Source organism: Mycobacterium sp., from assembly GCF_965277065.1.
Taxonomy (GTDB): domain Bacteria; phylum Actinomycetota; class Actinomycetes; order Mycobacteriales; family Mycobacteriaceae; genus Mycobacterium.
The window spans coordinates 1,705,169-1,722,455 of record NZ_CBDIBT010000019.1 but is presented as its reverse complement, the minus strand read 5'-3'; the positions used below and the strand labels follow the sequence as shown (position 1 = coordinate 1,722,455).

The 17,287-nt window shown below is 65.3% G+C and carries 18 protein-coding genes; 13 read left to right on the top strand and 5 right to left on the bottom strand.

Features of this window, described 5'->3' with window-relative positions; translation table 11 throughout:
* The first annotated feature begins 89 nt into the window (after window positions 1–89).
* Window positions 90–1,172: a GTP 3',8-cyclase MoaA gene (moaA, locus tag ACQY5A_RS25635; protein ID WP_428343037.1), complete on the top strand. Its 1,083-nt coding sequence runs from the start codon at window positions 90–92 to the stop codon at window positions 1,170–1,172.
* 1 nt (window position 1,173) lies between these two features.
* Window positions 1,174–1,434, top strand: a complete 261-nt coding sequence (locus tag ACQY5A_RS25630) for a MoaD/ThiS family protein (protein ID WP_428343036.1) — start codon at window positions 1,174–1,176, stop codon at window positions 1,432–1,434.
* A gap of 13 nt (window positions 1,435–1,447) precedes the next feature.
* On the opposite strand, the gene ACQY5A_RS25625 is transcribed toward ACQY5A_RS25630, so the two are convergent.
* Complete coding sequence (locus ACQY5A_RS25625; RefSeq protein ID WP_428343035.1) at window positions 1,448–1,873, bottom strand: molybdenum cofactor biosynthesis protein MoaE; 426 nt, start codon at window positions 1,871–1,873, stop codon at window positions 1,448–1,450.
* Window positions 1,874–1,899: 26 nt separating this feature from the next.
* On the opposite strand from ACQY5A_RS25625, the gene moeA reads away from it, so the two are divergent.
* From moeA to ACQY5A_RS25610, 3 genes are read left to right on the top strand one after another with little or no spacing between them, the layout of a single operon-like run.
* Complete coding sequence (gene moeA, locus ACQY5A_RS25620) at window positions 1,900–3,105, top strand: molybdopterin molybdotransferase MoeA (RefSeq protein WP_428343034.1); 1,206 nt, start codon at window positions 1,900–1,902, stop codon at window positions 3,103–3,105.
* Window positions 3,106–3,117: 12 nt separating this feature from the next.
* On the top strand, window positions 3,118–3,603 hold the full coding sequence (gene moaC, locus ACQY5A_RS25615; protein WP_428343033.1) for a cyclic pyranopterin monophosphate synthase MoaC: 486 nt from the start codon (window positions 3,118–3,120) through the stop codon (window positions 3,601–3,603).
* The gene (locus tag ACQY5A_RS25610; RefSeq protein ID WP_428343032.1) at window positions 3,600–4,085 is read left to right on the top strand and encodes a MogA/MoaB family molybdenum cofactor biosynthesis protein; all 486 of its coding nucleotides are present in this window, start codon (window positions 3,600–3,602) and stop codon (window positions 4,083–4,085) included. The genes moaC and ACQY5A_RS25610 overlap by 4 nt, the downstream gene beginning before the upstream one ends.
* Here the strand turns inward: ACQY5A_RS25610 and ACQY5A_RS25605 are convergent.
* Window positions 4,082–5,266, bottom strand: a complete 1,185-nt coding sequence (locus tag ACQY5A_RS25605) for a putative sulfate/molybdate transporter (RefSeq protein ID WP_428343031.1) — start codon at window positions 5,264–5,266, stop codon at window positions 4,082–4,084. The genes ACQY5A_RS25610 and ACQY5A_RS25605 overlap by 4 nt on opposite strands.
* Window positions 5,267–5,421: 155 nt before the next feature.
* Here ACQY5A_RS25605 and ACQY5A_RS25600 point away from each other — a divergent pair, with 155 nt between their 5' ends.
* Complete coding sequence (locus tag ACQY5A_RS25600) at window positions 5,422–6,831, top strand: nitrate/nitrite transporter (RefSeq protein WP_428343030.1); 1,410 nt, start codon at window positions 5,422–5,424, stop codon at window positions 6,829–6,831.
* Between the two features lies 1 nt (window position 6,832).
* On the top strand, window positions 6,833–7,540 hold the full coding sequence (locus tag ACQY5A_RS25595; RefSeq protein WP_428343029.1) for a sirohydrochlorin chelatase: 708 nt from the start codon (window positions 6,833–6,835) through the stop codon (window positions 7,538–7,540).
* A gap of 210 nt (window positions 7,541–7,750) precedes the next feature.
* On the opposite strand, the gene ACQY5A_RS25590 is transcribed toward ACQY5A_RS25595, so the two are convergent.
* Complete coding sequence (locus ACQY5A_RS25590; RefSeq protein WP_428343028.1) at window positions 7,751–8,374, bottom strand: TetR/AcrR family transcriptional regulator; 624 nt, start codon at window positions 8,372–8,374, stop codon at window positions 7,751–7,753.
* Between the two features lie 218 nt (window positions 8,375–8,592).
* On the opposite strand from ACQY5A_RS25590, the gene ACQY5A_RS25585 reads away from it, so the two are divergent.
* Genes ACQY5A_RS25585 through ACQY5A_RS25565 form a run of 5 tightly spaced genes read left to right on the top strand, consistent with a single transcriptional unit; the run spans window position 8,593 to window position 13,696 of the window.
* The gene (locus ACQY5A_RS25585) at window positions 8,593–9,945 is read left to right on the top strand and encodes a cytochrome P450 (RefSeq protein WP_428343343.1); all 1,353 of its coding nucleotides are present in this window, start codon (window positions 8,593–8,595) and stop codon (window positions 9,943–9,945) included.
* Entirely contained in the window at window positions 9,942–10,727 is a 786-nt protein-coding gene (locus ACQY5A_RS25580) for an SDR family NAD(P)-dependent oxidoreductase (RefSeq protein WP_428343027.1), read from the top strand. The genes ACQY5A_RS25585 and ACQY5A_RS25580 overlap by 4 nt, the downstream gene beginning before the upstream one ends.
* Window positions 10,724–11,644, top strand: coding sequence for an alpha/beta fold hydrolase (locus ACQY5A_RS25575; RefSeq protein WP_428343026.1), 921 nt, complete (start codon window positions 10,724–10,726; stop codon window positions 11,642–11,644). The genes ACQY5A_RS25580 and ACQY5A_RS25575 overlap by 4 nt, the downstream gene beginning before the upstream one ends.
* Window positions 11,641–13,194 carry a flavin-containing monooxygenase gene (locus ACQY5A_RS25570; protein ID WP_428343025.1) on the top strand — a complete coding sequence of 518 codons (1,554 nt, stop codon included), beginning with the start codon at window positions 11,641–11,643 and terminating at the stop codon, window positions 13,192–13,194. The genes ACQY5A_RS25575 and ACQY5A_RS25570 overlap by 4 nt, the downstream gene beginning before the upstream one ends.
* A 25-nt stretch (window positions 13,195–13,219) precedes the next feature.
* Window positions 13,220–13,696, top strand: a complete 477-nt coding sequence (locus tag ACQY5A_RS25565; protein WP_428343024.1) for a hypothetical protein — start codon at window positions 13,220–13,222, stop codon at window positions 13,694–13,696.
* Between the two features lie 180 nt (window positions 13,697–13,876).
* Here ACQY5A_RS25565 and ACQY5A_RS25560 read toward each other — a convergent pair whose 3' ends face one another.
* Together ACQY5A_RS25560 and ACQY5A_RS25555 are read right to left on the bottom strand one after the other, a co-directional pair.
* Complete coding sequence (locus tag ACQY5A_RS25560; protein WP_428343023.1) at window positions 13,877–15,487, bottom strand: chloride channel protein; 1,611 nt, start codon at window positions 15,485–15,487, stop codon at window positions 13,877–13,879.
* Window positions 15,484–15,921, bottom strand: a complete 438-nt coding sequence (locus tag ACQY5A_RS25555; protein WP_428343022.1) for a MarR family winged helix-turn-helix transcriptional regulator — start codon at window positions 15,919–15,921, stop codon at window positions 15,484–15,486. Before ACQY5A_RS25555 ends, ACQY5A_RS25560 begins: the two co-directional genes overlap by 4 nt.
* A gap of 106 nt (window positions 15,922–16,027) precedes the next feature.
* On the opposite strand from ACQY5A_RS25555, the gene ACQY5A_RS25550 reads away from it, so the two are divergent.
* Window positions 16,028–17,272, top strand: a complete 1,245-nt coding sequence (locus ACQY5A_RS25550) for a metallophosphoesterase (RefSeq protein ID WP_428343021.1) — start codon at window positions 16,028–16,030, stop codon at window positions 17,270–17,272.
* Window positions 17,273–17,287: the final 15 nt, after the last annotated feature.

Here is a 17,287-nt window from a genome sequence, read left to right as displayed (position 1 = left end):
CATGACCTGCAGGAAAGCGTGCGAAAGTGCGGTCTCGCCAGGCCGAGGGATAATGGTGGTATTGCTCGCGACCAGACTCGGACGGTGCCATGACGATCACGACGTTAGGGGTACCTTCGGTGCCGCTTCGGATCGACGGCGCCGCATCACCGCGTGCCCCCGCCACCGGTCCCTTGGTGGACGGCTATGGGCGGATCGCGACCGACCTGCGGGTATCGCTGACCGACCGCTGCAATCTGCGCTGCACGTATTGCATGCCGGCCGCGGGCCTGCCGTGGCTGGAAGCCGAGCAGTTGCTCCGGCCCGACGAGATCGCCAGGCTGCTCCGCATCGGCGTGACCCGGCTCGGCATAACCAAGGTGCGCCTCACTGGCGGTGAACCATTGCTGGCCAAGCACTTGGCGGACGTTGTCGCCGCCACGGCAGCCATGCAGCCGCGACCCGAGATCGCGCTGACCACCAATGGCATTCTGTTGGCCGAACATGCGGCGGGCTTGGCACGGGCCGGGTTGGATCGGGTGAACGTCTCCCTGGACAGCATCGAAGAAGCGAATTTCGCGGCCATCACCCGCCGCGACCGGCTAGCCGACGTGCTGTCCGGCCTGGAGGCCGCCCATGCGGCGGGTCTGCGGCCGGTGAAGGTGAATGCCGTGCTGGACCCGCGCACCGGCCTCGACGACGTCATTCCACTGGTGCGCCACTGCCTTCGCCACGACTTCCAGCTGCGCATCATCGAGCAGATGCCGCTGGATGCCGAGCACCAATGGCGCCGTGCGAAAGCCGTGACCGCGGGCCAGGTGTTGGCCCAGCTGCGCCGCCACTTCTTCACGCTGGAGCGTGATCCCGCGGCGCGCGGCGCGTCGCCGGCCGAGCTGTGGCGAATCACCGACACTGCGACGGGCGCTACGGGGACGGTGGGCCTCATCGCATCGGTGTCACATCCGTTCTGTTCGACCTGCGACCGCGTCCGACTGACCGCTGATGGCCAGCTACGCAGCTGTTTATTCGCGATAGAGGAGACCGATCTTCGGGGTCTGCTGCGCCGCGGGGCCGACGACGCTGCAATCGAGGCCGCGTGGCGGGCGGCGATGTGGGACAAGCCGGCAGGCCACGGCATCAACGACCCGGACTTCGTCCAGCCGAGCCGCCCGATGAGCGCGATCGGCGGTTGATGTGACGAGCGAGATCGGCATCACCGTAAGGTATTTCGCGGCGGCGCGCGCTACCGTCGGATCCGACTCCGAGCTGCTGACCGTGCGGTCGGGTACCACGGTCGACGAGCTCGTCACTGGGTTGGGCGAGCGCAACGGGGAATTGGCCCGGGTGCTGTTACGGTGCTCGTTTCTGTTGGACGGGATCGCTGTTCGGGACCGCGGACGAGCGCTGAAAACCGGCAACACCGTCGACGTGCTCCCACCTTTTGCCGGCGGCTAGATTTCGCAGGCGGTTACGCGCAGTTCACCCATTCGTCAGTGCCGTCGGCGAAGAATTGCCGCTTCCAGACCGGAAGCCGCGCCTTGATGGCATCGACCAGTTCCGCGCAGCAGGAGAACGCCGCCTGACGATGTTCCGCGGCGACCGCAACCACCAGTGCGGCCTCGCCGATCTCCAGCACGCCGATCCTGTGACTGGCGGCGACAGCGCGCACACCCGCGGATTGTGCGGCGACCTCGGTCACCACCTCGGCGATGACGTCGGGGGCCGACGGGTGGGCCGAATATTCCAGCCGCAGCACGTCGCGCCCGTGGTCGTGGTCCCGGATCATCCCGACAAACCCGACCACGGCCCCCGCGGACGGATGGCTCACCAGGTCTTCGTGTTCGGTGAGCACAATCGGTCGATCCGTCAGGACGGCACGCACTACCAGTGTCATCGCCACCCACTATATTGACGAGCACCATGCGGTCGGTCGAGGAACATCAACGCATTGTCGCCGAGTTGATCACGGCTCGACCTGCCCGCCTGGTCACGCTGGCCGACGCCGAGGGTCTTGTACTCGCAGCGGACGTGACGGCGACGCTCGACTTGCCGGTCTTCGACAACTCCGCGATGGACGGTTACGCGGTGCGTGCCGAGGACGTCGCTGCGGCGACAGCCGATTTTCCCGTGAAATTGACTGTGGCCGAAGACATTCCGGCCGGTCGCACCGACATCCCCGTTCTCGAGCCGAAGACAGCCGATCGGATCATGACGGGTGCGCCGATCCCGGACGGGGCGACCGCGGTGGTGCCCGTCGAGGCAACCGACGGGCGGACCGACGTCGTGAGCATCACCGCCCCTAGCGTCGAGGGCCGCCATATCCGCCGCGCGGGCGAGGATGTCGCCGCTGGCTCTACTGTCCTGCGGGCCGGCCAGGTGGTCACCCCGGCCGTGATCGGGCTGGCCGCGGCGCTGGGTTTACCCCGGCTGAGCGTGATCCCGCGCCAACGGGTGCTGGTGATTTCGACCGGCGCCGAATTGGTCGCCCCGGGTAACCCGTTGCGGCCGGGCCAGATCTACGAGTCGAACGCCGCCATGCTGGCCGCCGCGATCCGCGAGGCCGGCGCCGAGGTGGTCGCCGTCGCGACCGCGGCCGATGACGTCGCGGAATTCACCGCGTTGCTGGACTGCTACGCCGCCGAGTCGGATCTGATCATCACCAGCGGCGGCGTCAGCGCGGGCGCCCACGAAGTCGTCAAGGACGCTTTCGGTCGAGCCGGAGACCAGGGCGTCGAGTTCGCCAAGGTGGCGATGCAGCCGGGCATGCCGCAGGGCGCCGGGCACGTCGCCGGCGTGCCTATCGTCACGGTGCCCGGGAACCCGGTCAGCGTGCTGGTGTCCTTCGAGGTGTTCATCCGCCCACCGCTGCGCTCCGCCATGGGGCTGCCCGATGCGGAACGGCCGCGTCGATCCGCGGTTGTGACCGAGACGCTGACCTCGCCGGTCGGCAAACGGCAGTTTCGTCGCGGCATTTTCGACGACGCCGCGGGCACCGTCGCATGTCAGGGCCCGCCGGGGTCACACCACCTGAGGTGGCTGGCGTCGTCGAACTGCCTGCTCGACGTCCCGATCGACGTCACCGAGATTCCGGCTGGCGAGCAGGTCCAAATCTGGGACCTGCGCTAGGCACCTGACACAATGAGAGACGTGGCTGACTCGGGTCCGCTCTCGCATATCGACGCCCACGGCGCGGCTCGCATGGTCGACGTCACCCAGAAGACGCCCTCGCACCGCACTGCGGTTGCCGCGGGCACGCTTCGTACCACCGCCGAGGTGGTGCAGTTGATCTCGGCCGGTGGGCTGGCCAAAGGCGACGCCCTGGCCACCGCTCGCGTCGCGGGGGTTCTGGCCGCCAAACGCACCAGCGAGCTGATTCCGTTGTGCCACCAGCTGGCGCTGACCGGCGTCGAGGTCGAGTTCGCCATCGGTGATGCCGATGTCGCCATCACTGCGACGGTGCGCAGCACCGATCGCACCGGGGTGGAGATGGAGGCGCTCACCGCGGTGAGTGTGGCCGCTTTGACGCTCTACGACATGGTCAAAGCGGTGGACCCGGCGGCGCGCATCGATGACATCAGGGTGGTGCGGAAGGACGGCGGCCGCCACGGGTCGTGGGTGCGATGACGGCGACCCGGTCGGCGCGCGTCATCATCGCCTCGACCCGGGCATCGGCTGGGGTCTACGAGGACCGGTGCGGGCCGATCATCGTTGAATGGCTTGACCAGCAAGGACTCTGGTCGGTCCGGCCGGTTGTCGTCGACGACGGCGCACCGGTCGGCGCCGCGCTGGGGGAGGCGATCGCCGATGGCGTCGACCTGGTGATCACCTCCGGCGGTACCGGCATCTCGCCAACGGACGACACCCCGGCGCAGACCGTGGCGCTACTCGACTACCAGATTCCGGGTCTGGCTGACGCGATCCGACGTTCCGGGCTACCGACGGTCCCGACCTCAGTGCTGTCCCGCGGCGTGTGCGGGGTGGCCGGCAGGACCCTGGTGATCAACTTGCCGGGTTCACCGGGTGGTGTGCGCGACGGCCTCGGGGTGCTTGCCGACGTGATAGAACATGCTCTCGACCAGATCGCCGGCTATGACCACGGGCGTTAGGTGGCAGTGCGGTTGGCCCGCCTCTGATGAATCGCGCGGACCAGCCACCAGATCACCAGCGCTCCTACCATGGCGATGGCGAGGTTACTGAGGAAGCCGACGATCCCGACCGCGATCGCCAGCGCCCAATGCGCCGGTTGTTGTAGATCTTTGAGCAGCGTGATGTGCAACAGGCCGGCGACCGTCAGCAGGCCCGCCAAGATGGGTACCGGAAATCCGGATAGTGCCGCGGTCATCGTGGCGCCCAACACCAACGCGAGCGCGATCACCACACTGCCGAGCATGACGGGTGCGCCGCCGCTGCGAGCGCCGAAGGCGCGGTGTGCGGTCATACCGCCGGCGCCGTGGCACACCGGCATTCCGCTGATGCCGCCGGCAAACAGATTGGCCAGACCGATCGTGATGGCCAGTCGCCCGGGACGAACACGCTGGGCAGCATCACCGAAGTACGTGCGCGCGGTGTCGGCGGTGGCCAGACAGGAATTGGCGAACGACAACGGCACCTGGGGGAGCACCAAAGCGACTGCGGCGGCGGCAAATGCGGCCCGGCTCAGATGCGGGATGTGCACCGCCGAGGGACCGAACGTAACCGAACCGCGAAACGCCAGCACCATCGCCACGACGGCCACCAGAACGAGTAGCAGGGTGATCTCGCGATGCCGAAAGACCAACGCCGCCACGATGACCACTCCAGTGGCACCCGCCAGCCACCAAAACGAATGCTGATGATCGGCAAAGGCTTTCGGTGTTGAGGACACCAGCCGCCAGGCTAATTGGCAGAAGAGCAGCCCCACGGAGAGCTGAATGCCCCGAATGATCGGATGCGGAAACACTTTCGCGACCCAATCCAACAGACCTGACCCGCCGAGCACCAAAAAGATTATGCCCATCAGCAAAGCGCCCGCGGCGATGTCGTCGGCGCCGAAGCCGTGCGCGATCGCGATCGCACCAAATGCCTTCAGCGGTTGCACCGGCACGGGCAACCGATAGACCAGGCCGGCGACTACATACAACAGCCCGGCCGGCAACAGCACCGCGGTCGGCGTCAGACCATTTTTGACGATCAATGCCACGGCAATAGGCACCAGCACACCGAGATCGCCGACGGCTCCGGCACATTCCGCCCAGTCGAACCGGAACGACTTCTCGGGCTCCAGCTGCGGCGCAGTTGTGCTTACCATGCCGACACTGTAGTTCAGCGCACGTCGTTGCACGACAAGCCAGCCACCCGACGTGCGCGCTCACCGCGCGCTGCACGCGAGCGTGAGGGCGATTTCACGACGGTGACACCGCAGGCATCCGTTCGGCAACATGGGGTCCCTACGTTCGTGTCGGTATGCCGCGAACGAAGGAGAAATCGGTGGCGCGATCGCACACGATTACAGGTTGGGATCCAGAGAACCGAGCCGCGTGGGAGGCCGGCGGCCAAGCCGTTGCACGGCGAAATCTGTTGTGGTCTGTGGCCGCTGAACACGTGGGCTTCTCGGTGTGGTCGCTGTGGTCGGTGATGATCCTGTTCATGCCGCAGTCGGTGTACGGCCTCACCGCCGGTGACAAATTCTTGGTCGCCGCCACCGCGACGCTGGTCGGCGCGACGCTCCGGTTGCCGTACACCATGGCGACCGCTCGCTTCGGCGGTCGCAACTGGACGGTATTTTCCGCCTGCGTCCTGGTCGTGCCCGTGATCGCGACGATCGTCGTGCTCGCCGAACCGGGCCGGCCGTTGTGCGTGTACCTGATCTGCGCGGCGTTCAGCGGTCTGGGTGGCGGCAATTTCGCGTCGTCGATGACCAACATCAACGCATTTTTCCCGCAGCGCCTCAAAGGCTGGGCGTTGGGAATCAACGCGGGCGGCGGGAACATCGGCGTTCCCGCCGTCCAACTCATCGGCCTGTTCGTCATCGTGACCGCGGGCAACCGGCAACCGTATTGGGTGTGCGCGTTCTATCTGGTGGCCCTGATCGTCGCCGCGATCGGAGCGGCACGATTCATGGACAACCTTGACATCGTGTCCGTCGACACCGCCGCCATGCGAGCCGCGCTGAGCCATCGTCACACCTGGCTGGTCAGTCTGCTCTACATCGGCACCTTCGGCTCCTTCATCGGATTCTCGTTCGCGTTCGGCCAGGTGCTGCAGATCTCGTTCGCCGCGCGTGGACAGAGTGCCGCACAGGCATCGCTGCACGCGGCCGAAATCGCTTTCATCGGGCCACTTCTCGGTTCCATCGCACGCATCTACGGCGGACGGGTCGCCGACCGGGTCGGCGGCGGCGTGGTCACCTTGTGGGCCTTCTGCGGGATGATCGCCGGCGTCGGTGTACTCGCGACCGCCGCCACGCACACCGGCCGTCACATCACGGCAGCCACCATGACCGCGTATGTTTTCGGCTTCGTCGCGCTGTTTCTGCTCAGCGGCATCGGCAACGGTGCGGTCTATAAAATGATCCCGTCGATCTTCGAGGCGGCGTCACGATCGCTGGACGCGGACGAGAAGACCCGAGCCGACTACTCCCGGTCGATGTCCGGAGCGGTGATCGGCATCACCGGCGCGATCGGCGGTCTTGGCGGCGTGGCAATCAACCTCGTCCTGCGTAACTCCTACATCGCCCACGGCACGGCCACCGCAGCCTTCTGGGAGTTCGCCTGCTTCTACCTCATCGCGGCGCTGGTGACATTGCGGTTTTATGTGCGTTTGCCGTCTGGCTCGCCCCACGAACAGCCGGCGTTGGCCACGGTTCGTGTTTGACATGGCGACCCTATTGGTGGCGCACGGAACGCGGAATCCGCACGGCGTCAGGATGATCAACGATCTTGCTGCGGCCATGGCACGCAGTCTGGACGAAATAGTGCTGGTCTCATTCGTCGACGTGCTCAGCCCGGCGCCTGATGAAGTCCTGCAGACCCTGCACGACGATCCGACCGTGCTGGTGCCGGTGTTGCTGTCCAGCGGTCAGCACGTGCGGTCCGACGTGCCAAGATTTGTCGCGGCGTCCGGGCACCCAGCGGTCCAAATCACTCGCCCCCTCGGGCCGTCATGGCATCTGACCCACGCGATGCTCGACCGGTTGGTCGAATCGGGCTGGCGCCTCGACGATGACGTCATTCTCGCGGCCGCTGGGAGTCGTGATCCGCAGGCGCAGAGAGAGATCGCTCTCGCCGCGACGATGCTGTCCATTCTGGTCGGCAGTCGGGTGTCGGTCGCCTTCGCCGCGCCGTGTCGCGATGGCTCCGGCTTCCCGTCGGTGGCTGATGCAGTCTCGCAGGCACGGAAGGCGGGTGCTCGCCGGGTAGCGGTGGCGTCCTACCTGTTGGCAGACGGCCTGTTTCAAAGCCGCCTGCGTAAGTCCGGCGCTGACACCGTCAGCGAACCACTCGCGCTACACCCGGCCGTAATTCGATTAGCTTGCCGACGTCAGCGCGCGGCAGAAGCGGCCTTCCGGATGAGCGCGGCTTGACCGGTTTTGTGCGCCCTCGACGGTCAATTTTAGATTGACCGCGGATGCGTTGGTCGGACAGACGGTTCGCGAGACCAACGCCGACAAGGTCGGCCGCAATCAGCCAGCACCGCAAGACTGCGCGCGGCGCTCAGGTATTCGAAAAATAAATCGAGATCGGCCACCCGGCAAGGTATTGCGCACTGTGCAAAGCCCGGCTCGGCATAGGTTTCACTTATACCGGCCACGGTACCGCGCGGCCGAACGGCTGGTGTGTTCGACGATGCGACGCGCGTCGACCTCGAGATAGCCGGATTGCCAGGCACGAAGCAGTTCGATGAATCCGCCGATACCGGCCACGGCGTCCATCTTCAGGCCCTCTTCGTCGAACCCGGGTTTTAATCGAGGCTGGGCTACTCCGATGACGAGGTCAACTGCACGGTGAAAGGCATTGCGGTGCAATAGCTCTAACGTCCGGCTGCTCTCGTCGCGGTTAAGCAAGATACGTGCGTAGGCAGGATTGACCGTCATCCAATCGAGTAACGCCGTTGCTACCTGCCGGGTCAATTCCTCCCAGGACGGGTGCTCGCCCCACACCTCGTACTCCCGAGTAAGGGTCGCGAGAGCGTCATCGCGAACCGTCTCCCAGGTCGCCGCGAGCAGTCCATTCTTATCGCTGAACTCCTCGTAGAAATACCGGTCGTTCACCGACGTCTCGGCGCAGATTCGGCGCATGCTGACCACAGCCCAACCCTCGTCGCTCCAGATCTTGACAGCCGCCGCGATCATCCGGGAACGCCGTTCTAGCTGGCGTTGTTCGGAGGTGCGACCACCCCATACGCCAGATCTGCTCACGTGGACATCTTGACACCCGGGCACCCGGCGGTCAAAGTGGTGTCACGCGACACCACTTATGGCGGATGCCGCCAGTTGGCACGGTGGGCGCCCGCAACTCTGACTCGGAGGTATCGATGAGCTGCCCAGTCACCGCGTCGAACGATGCGACACCAGGTGATGTGACCCCTCGGCTGGAAGCCGTTCGGCGGCCGACCACCACGCTGAACAGGTTCACGATGTCGCGCGATGCGATGACCGTCGGGCTGAGCCCCAAGAACGGCTGGGTCAGCCGCATCGCGGGCTACGATGTCGCTCGATTTAGCACGGCGACAAGGCATTTTGTAGCGCTGTGTCATCCGGACGACATCGACCACGTACTGCATGCGGGGCGCCTCAACTACTACAAGTCCTACGAGTACGAACTGCTGCGGGCGATCCTCGGAGTCAGCCTGTTCACCGACGAAGAGGACTCGTGGCAGCGCTACCGGACGATGCTTTCGCCGATGTTCGCCAAGCGGCATCTCAACGGTCTCGTCGACCTGATGATCGAACCCGTCGACGCCCTGCTCGCCGACTACCGGCAGCGCGGGCCGCTGTTCGAGCTGGAGATGGTCAACGAGATGGTCGAGCTCACCTTGAACGTGGTTGGAAACTCGTTGTTCAGTCAGGGTTTTGGACCGGTGGCCGCTCAAATGTCATCGAAGGTGACCGGCGGTCTGCGGTTTGGTGAGCGCATGTTGCGGCTGTTCCTGGTCACTGCTCCGCCCAAGGAGGTCTGGCGCGGGCTGTCCCGGGTGGCGTTCACGCCGCTGCCGTTGCCCCCACCGTTCGGCAGTATCCAACGCATCGTCCGGCACATCGACGACGCGGTGTGGCAGCTCATCAACGAGCGCCGCGCGCGTCCCATCGACACACCCGATTTGCTCAACCACTTGCTCAACGCGTCCGACGAGGGAGGTGCCATGCCGATGAAACGCGTTCGCGACGAAGCGATCACGCTCATGCTCGCCGGCCACGAAACCACCGCCAACGCATTGTCGTGGATGTGGTACCTGTTGGCGCTCAACCCTGATGCGCGTGCTCGAATGCTCGACGAGGTCGACACCGTCCTGCAAGGACGGACCCCAACCGCCGATGACCTGTCCGACCTGCCGTGGACCACGGCGGTGTTCCTGGAGGCGATGCGGTACTTCTCGCCGGCCTGGGCGATCCCGCGGGTCGCGGTTCACGACGACGTCGTCGGCGATCAAGAAATCCCCAAGGGCACCACGGTGATCATCCCGGCGCATCTGGTGCATCACGACCCACGCTGGTGGCCAAACCCCGAGCAGTTCGATCCCAGCCGCTTCCTCCCCGGTGCGGGCAAGGATCGTCCACGGTCGGCCTACCTGCCCTTCGGTGGCGGCAAGCGCAGCTGCATCGGCCAAGGCTTCGCCACCATGGAGTCGGTACTCATCACGACCATGCTCAGCCAGCGATACGTATTCGACTTGATTCCAGGCCATCCCGTGGAACCGGAGGCCACCCTCACACTGCGTCCCCGTCACGGGCTGAAGATGTTCGCCCGCGAGCGGAAGGTATCCGCATGAGCGGCGTCGAACCCCGCGGGGCAGTCGTGGTCGTCACCGGCGCGGGCAGTGGGATCGGCCGCGCCACCGCGCTGCGTTATGCTGGACTCGGCGCGACTGTGGTCTGCACCGACATCGACGAGGCTGCCGCCAAAGTTACCGCCGAGGAATGCAGATACATTGGCGCCCAAGCGCGTTCATACGTCTGCGACGTGGCCGATGCTGAGGCGGTCAAGGACCTCAAGACCCAGGTCGGGCCGGTCGACATCCTCGTGAACAACGCCGGCGTCGGCGTGGGCGGAGCGTTCCTGGACACCACCGAGGACGACTGGACGTGGCTGCGGTCGATCAACCTCGACGGAGTTGTTCATGGCTGCCGGACATTTGGAGCCGCCATGGTCGAGCAAGGGCACGGGCAGATCGTCAACATCGCCTCCGGCGCAGGCTATCTGCCCAATCGCCGAATGGCCACGTACTGCGCGACGAAAGCGGCTGTGGTGATGTTCTCACGTTGCCTGCGAGCCGATTTGGCGCGCAACAATGTCGGAGTCTCCGTGGTGTGCCCGGGGGTCATCAACACGCCGATTCTGCAGAACACCCGGCTGCGCGGCAGCGTCGTCAACGAGAAAGACCTGCTCGCTAGGGCATTCCGGATGAGCCACTCGCCCGACGCTGTCGCCAAGGCGGTCGCGCGGTCCTCGAGCAAGAATCACGCAATGGTGTCGGTGGGTTTGGAGACACAGCTGGTATACCACGTGCTGCGACTGTTACCCGTTTTGAACGGATTGGCGGCCCGCGTGTGACCGGGCGGGTAGTTACGCGAGCCAAGTCCCGTACCGCGCCGGTCGCCACGATCGGCGGGATACGCACCCGGGTACTCGAATCCGATGGTGGCGGTTCCACTGTTCTGCTCGTTCACGGCTATTCCGATTCCGCAGACGGTTGGCGGGCCGTGATGGACCGGGTGGCACGCGAAGGCCACCGCGCCGTCGCCGTCGACCTTCCGTATCACGGACGGGCGGAGCGCCCGGCCGGCGCGTCGTTCTTCGGGGTGGTGGACGATTTCGTCGCGGCGGCGGTACAGAATTACGGGGATGGAGCCGACGTGGTCGTGGTCGGGAATTCGGTCGGTGGAACATCCGCGCTACGCGTCGCCCAGCGGGCTGGGTTGCCCTTGGCTGCTGTGCTCGCGATCGGCCCGGCTGGACTCGTCACCCCCATCTGGATGCGGTTGGCACATCGCAGCACTCCGGCCGCCCGATGCCTGCTCGGGCTGGGCGGCCCAACTGTGCTGCGGGGCACCAACACTGCCCCAGCACTAATCAGCGCCGGCTTCGCGCGGGCAGTCGCGCGCGGTCACATGTCCAGCGAAGCCAGGGCGCAGTACGCCTCGCACTGGGGCCCCGGCGACCTGCGTCGACAGCTGCTGCTAGGCGGGCCGACCATCGCCGAACTCATCGACCCGAACGTGCTTGAAGCCAGACCGTTCCACGTCCCGGTCACGGTGGCTTGGGGCGCACGGGACTGGATCAGCCCCGCCCGCGGGGCCACCATGTTGCGGCGCTCGCACCCGGAGGTCACCACCAGGGTGCTGCCGGGCACCGGGCACTGCCCGCAATACGACCGGCCAGACCTCGTGGCCGGCCTCATCGGCGACGTCCACCGTGCCTCGGCGCAGAACACGCGCAGCGGCCACGTCATTCAGGAGGAAGACTTGTGACCCCGTCCGACATCCGCCTATCCGGAAGGCACTTCGAGGTCGTCGTCGTCGGCGCAGGCTTCGCGGGCATCGGCTTCGCGATCAAACTCAAGCAGGCCGGGTTCACCGACTTCGTCATCCTCGACGAAGCTGACGGGCCAGGCGGGACCTGGCACTGGAACACCTATCCCGGTATCGCCGTGGACATTCCGTCGTTCAGCTACCAATTCTCGTTCGAGCAGCGACCGGACTGGTCTCGCAGCTACGCTAAGGGTTCGGAATTGAAGGCTTACGCCGAGGACTGCGTGGACAAGTACGGGCTGATGCCGAATCTTTGCTTCGGCGAGACCGTGACCGCAGCCGACTGGGACGACAATGCGAACCGGTGGCGGGTGACGTTGGCCGGGGGTGAGGTGCTCACCGCGCGGTTCGTGATCAACGCGTGCGGTGTGCTGACTCGGCCCAACATGCCCGACATCCCGGGGGTCGGCGACTTCGCCGGTCTGACCATGCACTCGTCGCGCTGGGATCACACGCAAGACCTGCGCGGCAAAAGGGTCGGCATCATCGGTACCGGGGCGTCGGCGGTGCAGATCATCCCGGCGATCGCCGACGAGGTCGAGCACCTGACGGTCTTTCAGCGCACCCCGATCTGGTGTCTACCAAAGCCCGACGTCAAGCTCGCGTCTCCGATTCAGTGGACGCTGCAACACCTTCCGGGGTCCAGGTCAGCAATACGGATGGTCAGCCAACTGTTCGTCGAGGCAACCTTCCCGGTTCCCGCGCATTACGAAGGACTGCTCCACGTGCGGCGATTGGCTCAGCGCGCGGCGCTGAGGTACCTCAAGTCTCAGGTGAAGGACCCGCAGAATCGCGAAAAGCTCTCGCCCCGTTATGGTTTGGGCTGCAAACGGCCGAGCTTTCACAACAGCTATCTCTCGACCTTCAATCGGCCCGACGTCTTCCTCGAGACGACGCCGATTTCGCACATCACCGGCGACGCGGTGCACACTTCCGGCGGTTCGGCGCACGGCCTCGACGTGCTGATCCTCGCCACCGGCTTCAAGGTGATGGACCCGGACAACATGCCGACCTATACGTTGCGCGGAGTCGGCGGCGTCGATCTCACCGACTGGTGGGAGGGTCGGCGACTCCAGGCCTACGAGGGCATCTCGGTTCCCGGCTTCCCCAACCACTTCACGATCTTCGGTCCTTACGGCTACAACGGTTCGTCCTATTTCGCGCTCATCGAGGCGCAGACCGCGCACATCCTGCGGGTGCTCCGCAACGCCAGGGCGCGAGCCGCCAACTATGTCGAAGTGACGCAGGAAGCCAACGATCGCTTTTTCGAGGAAATGCTGTCGCGTCGGGGCAACCAGATCTTCTGGCAGAGCAGTTGCGCCAACGCGAACAGTTATTACTTCGACAAGAATGGGGACGTCCCGCTGCGGCCCACCACAACGCTGGAATCCGCGATACGCAGCCGCAGGTTCAAGCTCGACGACTACGTGTTCGACACGCGGACATCGGTGACGGTTGACACCAACCTCAGGAAGGTCGCCTCGAACTGAGGTGCCGCGATGCACAATCCATCTCATGCAGCTCATTGGCTACTCAACACCACAGGTAGACGTCAGCGCCGTGCCCGGGCTCGGCGGGGCGCTCAGCTGGACCGAGACCACCCTGCGGAAAACAGCGCGCCGCGCGGTCGCATTGGCGTCGTTGATCGACCGCGTCGGCTCGACGCTGGACGACGTGGCCGAACTGCGGCGCGCTGCCGAGATCATCGCCGGCAATCTGTCCGAGCTCACCGCCAGTGCCGCGGGTATCGACCGAAACGCCGGCAAGATCGCCGAGGAAATCTCCGGCCTGAGTACCGCGGCCCAGGGCATCGACACCCACGCCAAGAAGCTGGCGACCGGCATCGACGAACTCGTCGCGATCCTGCCCACGTTGCAGCGACTCACCGAGATCGTCGAACCGCTGGACAACACTGTCGTGCGGCTCGGTCGCTTCGTCGATCGAATTCCTGGAGCAGGGAAACGCCGAACTCTTCCGTCGGGCAGCGGGTGAGTCTGCAGCTCGGCCGGACTACACGGACACTGTCAGCGTAGTTCGGCCTCGAAGCGGAATGTACCCCTGTGCCTGGGTTCATGCACGGACGTCAGAAAGCGTCTGCGACACGCCGACGTTGTCTGAGTACCTGGGCGTGTCTTGTCGAATTTCGTGGCCTACCGGTGGCCAGTGTCGCCATCAGTCGGCTCCAGGTTGCGACGACCCCGTTCGTTGCCTGGTGCGGGTGAAGGTGTTCAGGTATCGCGAGCGATCGGTTGCCTCGGTGAGGTCGTGCAGGCGGGCCACCAGGATGTCTTCGATGAGTATGTGCCCGACTGTCTCGCCGTCGCGGTCGTGCACACGCAACGGACCGCCGCCGGTCTCGGCGAACACGTTGGCTGCGTGTCGCAGGGTGTCCTGTGTCGCGACATCACCGAGCACTGGCACCGGCGGCAATCCCGGGCGCACAACGTCATTCACGAAGAACGTTTCCAGCGGATCGGTGGTGTAGTCGCTGGTCAAATGTAAGCCGCGCCTGGCGATCTTCTCGGTCAGGATTGAGCGGTCGAGTGCCAGCACCGAGACGGCGTAGCCGGTGATCGAGGCGATCACCACGGGCAGCAGCGCGGGCCACGCGTGGGTCAACTCAAGGGTGAACACGATGCCGGTCAATGGAGAGCGCAGAACGCCACCGACCACCGAGGCCAAGCCTAGGATCGCCCAGAAACCAGGGAACACTCCGGGAAGCAGCTGACCGACGAGTGCCCCCAAAGCGCCTCCGATCATGAACACCGGAGCGAGTACTCCGCCCGAGGTTCCTGAACCGAGCGACAGCGACCAGATGGCGGTCTTGACGACAAGGATCCCCACGATGAGCGACAAGCCTGCTCGACCTGTGAGTAAATCATTGATGACGTCATAGCCGACCCCAAGCGCTCGAGGTTGCACCAGCCCGCCCGATCCGATGAGAAGGCCCCCGATTGCCGGCCACCACATCCAGTGGATCGGTAGGCGCGAGAATCCGTCTTCGGCCAGGTAGACCAGCCGAGTGGCAACGATACCGACCGCGGCACCGCAGAGTCCGATCACGAGCGCTAAAACATTTGTGCTCCAAGCGATGTCCGTGACGTGCGCGGCGACCGGAAACACGGGATCGTGGCCGAGGATGAATCCTCGGACCACGGTGGCGATGACAACCGATGTCGCCACCGGCACTAGGCTGCGCGGACGCCACTCGAACAGCAGCAGCTCGACCGCTAGCAGAATAGACGCCAGCGGCGAGTTGAATGTTGCGGCCATACCGCCCGCCGCGCCGGATACCAGCAGGATCTTGCGTTCGTCAGCGGTCAGGTGCAGATGCTGAGCAAGAATGGAACCCAGCGCTCCGCCGGTCATAATGATGGGCCCCTCGGCGCCGAAAGGTCCGCCGGTGCCGATGCTGATTGCCGCCGAAATCGGCTTGAGCAGCGCGACTTTCGGTTCGATGCGGCTACCCCGGATCAGGATCGCCTCAATGGCCTCAGGCATGCCGTGGCCGCGGATCTTCTCTGAGCCGAACCGCGCCATCACACCAACTATCAAGCCTCCAGCGATCGGCGCACCCAACACCAGCCACCACGGGTGGTGTTGGGCTCCCGGTGCCACCAAGTCGACGCTGAAGCGTTGGTAGAAAACCAGATTGGTCACCACGGCAATCAGACGCAGCAGGCACCATGCAGCGCCCGCCGAGAGGGCGCCAATAGGCAGTGCCAGCGCTGCCGTCAGCAGCATCCGTCGATCGACGGCAAAGTCTGATAGTCGCCCGGTCATGACGCCACCACCGCGCTGATTCGGTCGGTCATCCGCGCGAGCACCGATGCGGCGACCATTCGTAACTCCTCATCCACGTCGGCCAGAGCGCTGCGAAGGATTTGTTCGCGGTGCACCGTGACGCGATGCACGATCGAGGCGCCCTCGGCGGTCAGTTCCAGATTGACGGCCGATGCATTGGTCGGACTGACTGTTCGCGAGACCAATGCGGACATCGTCGGCCGCGCGATCAGTCGGGTCACTGACGACACACTGACGTGCAATCGGGCAGCCACCGCTGAACATGAGCCCTGACTCAGATCGGCGACGGTGAACAGCAAACGCATCTGCGCCAGCGTTAGTCCGACTTGTTCGGCGCTGCGTTCAGCCACTAATGCAAGACTGCGCACGGCGCTGAGGTATTCCGAAAGTTCGTCGCGATCGAGACCAGTCACGTCACAAAGTATTGCACTATGCAAAGCTTGGCCTGGCGTCGGGCCTGCCCTTGGGCAACCGCTGTGCTCGATGCCGGTGGCGTGGTGCCAGGTAGCGTCGTTGTCAATGGCTGATAAGGCCCTGCGGGCACAAGAACACTCGCGAGCGCGGCGCAGCAGATTCCGTCTGCTCGTGGTGTCCTCGATCGTGCTGCTGCTGTTCGGGGTGCCGTGGTGGACGCTGTTGTTCGCGGGCACCCGGTGGCCCACCCCCGTGCTCGTGATCGGGACGCTCGCGTTCGCCGCCGCGATGGTCGCGCTGTCGATGACGATGGTGTGGGGGCATGGGCGTAGGCACCGGGACGGGGCGGCGATTACGGGCGACGTGCTACTGGGTGTTATCTGGGTGCTCTTCGTCTGGTCCGTCCTGTCCCAGGTGCTTCGGCTGGCCCTGCTGGTATTCGGCGTCGGGGATCCGGCGAGGTCGCGGATCGTCGCGGTCACCGTCGTCGTGGTGGTCGTTGCGCTGCTCGCGTGGGGCCATTTCGAGGCGATGCGGGTGCCGCGCGTCAGGCTCGTCGACGTGACGGTTCCGCGGCTCGGCGCAGGGATGGACGGCCTGCGGTTGGCGATCATCACCGATACGCACTACGGCCCGCTCGACCGCGCTGGCTGGTCCGCGGCGGTGGTTGACCGCGTCAATGGACTCGACGCAGACGTGGTGTGCCACCTCGGTGACATCGCCGACGGCACAGCGGATGTGCGGGAGGCGCAGGCCGCTCCGCTCGCCGGTGTGCGCGCGACGCACGCCCGCGTGTACGTCACCGGCAACCACGAGTACTTCAGTGATGTCGAGGGCTGGCTGGATTTCATGCGGGGCATCGGCTGGGAAACGCTGCGCAACCAACACATCGTCGTCGAACGCGGCGGCGACGCGCTCGTGATTGCCGGCGTCGACGACGTGACCGCGCCGGGATCGGGTCTCGAGGGGAACGGCGCCGACGTCGGCGCGGCGCTGGCGGGGGCAGACGCGTCGCTGCCAGTGCTGCTCCTCGCTCACCAGCCCAAGCTCGTCTCGCACGCGGTCGCGGCGGATGTCGATCTGCAACTCTCGGGGCACACCCACGGCGGGCAGATCTGGCCGTTCAACTTCCTGGTCCGGCTTGATCAACCCGTGGTGCACGGGTTGAGCAGGCACAGTGAGCGCACGCAGTTGTACACCAGTAGGGGTAGCGGGTTCTGGGGCCCGCCCTTCCGGGTTTTTGCTCCCAGCGAGCTCACCGTGCTGACGTTGCGCAGCATTGTGGAAGCTCGCGCGACAGGCCGCCGTGCAAGCAAGGCAAACGATTATGCCGCAAGGGATTTCAAATAGCGGAGACTCGCGACG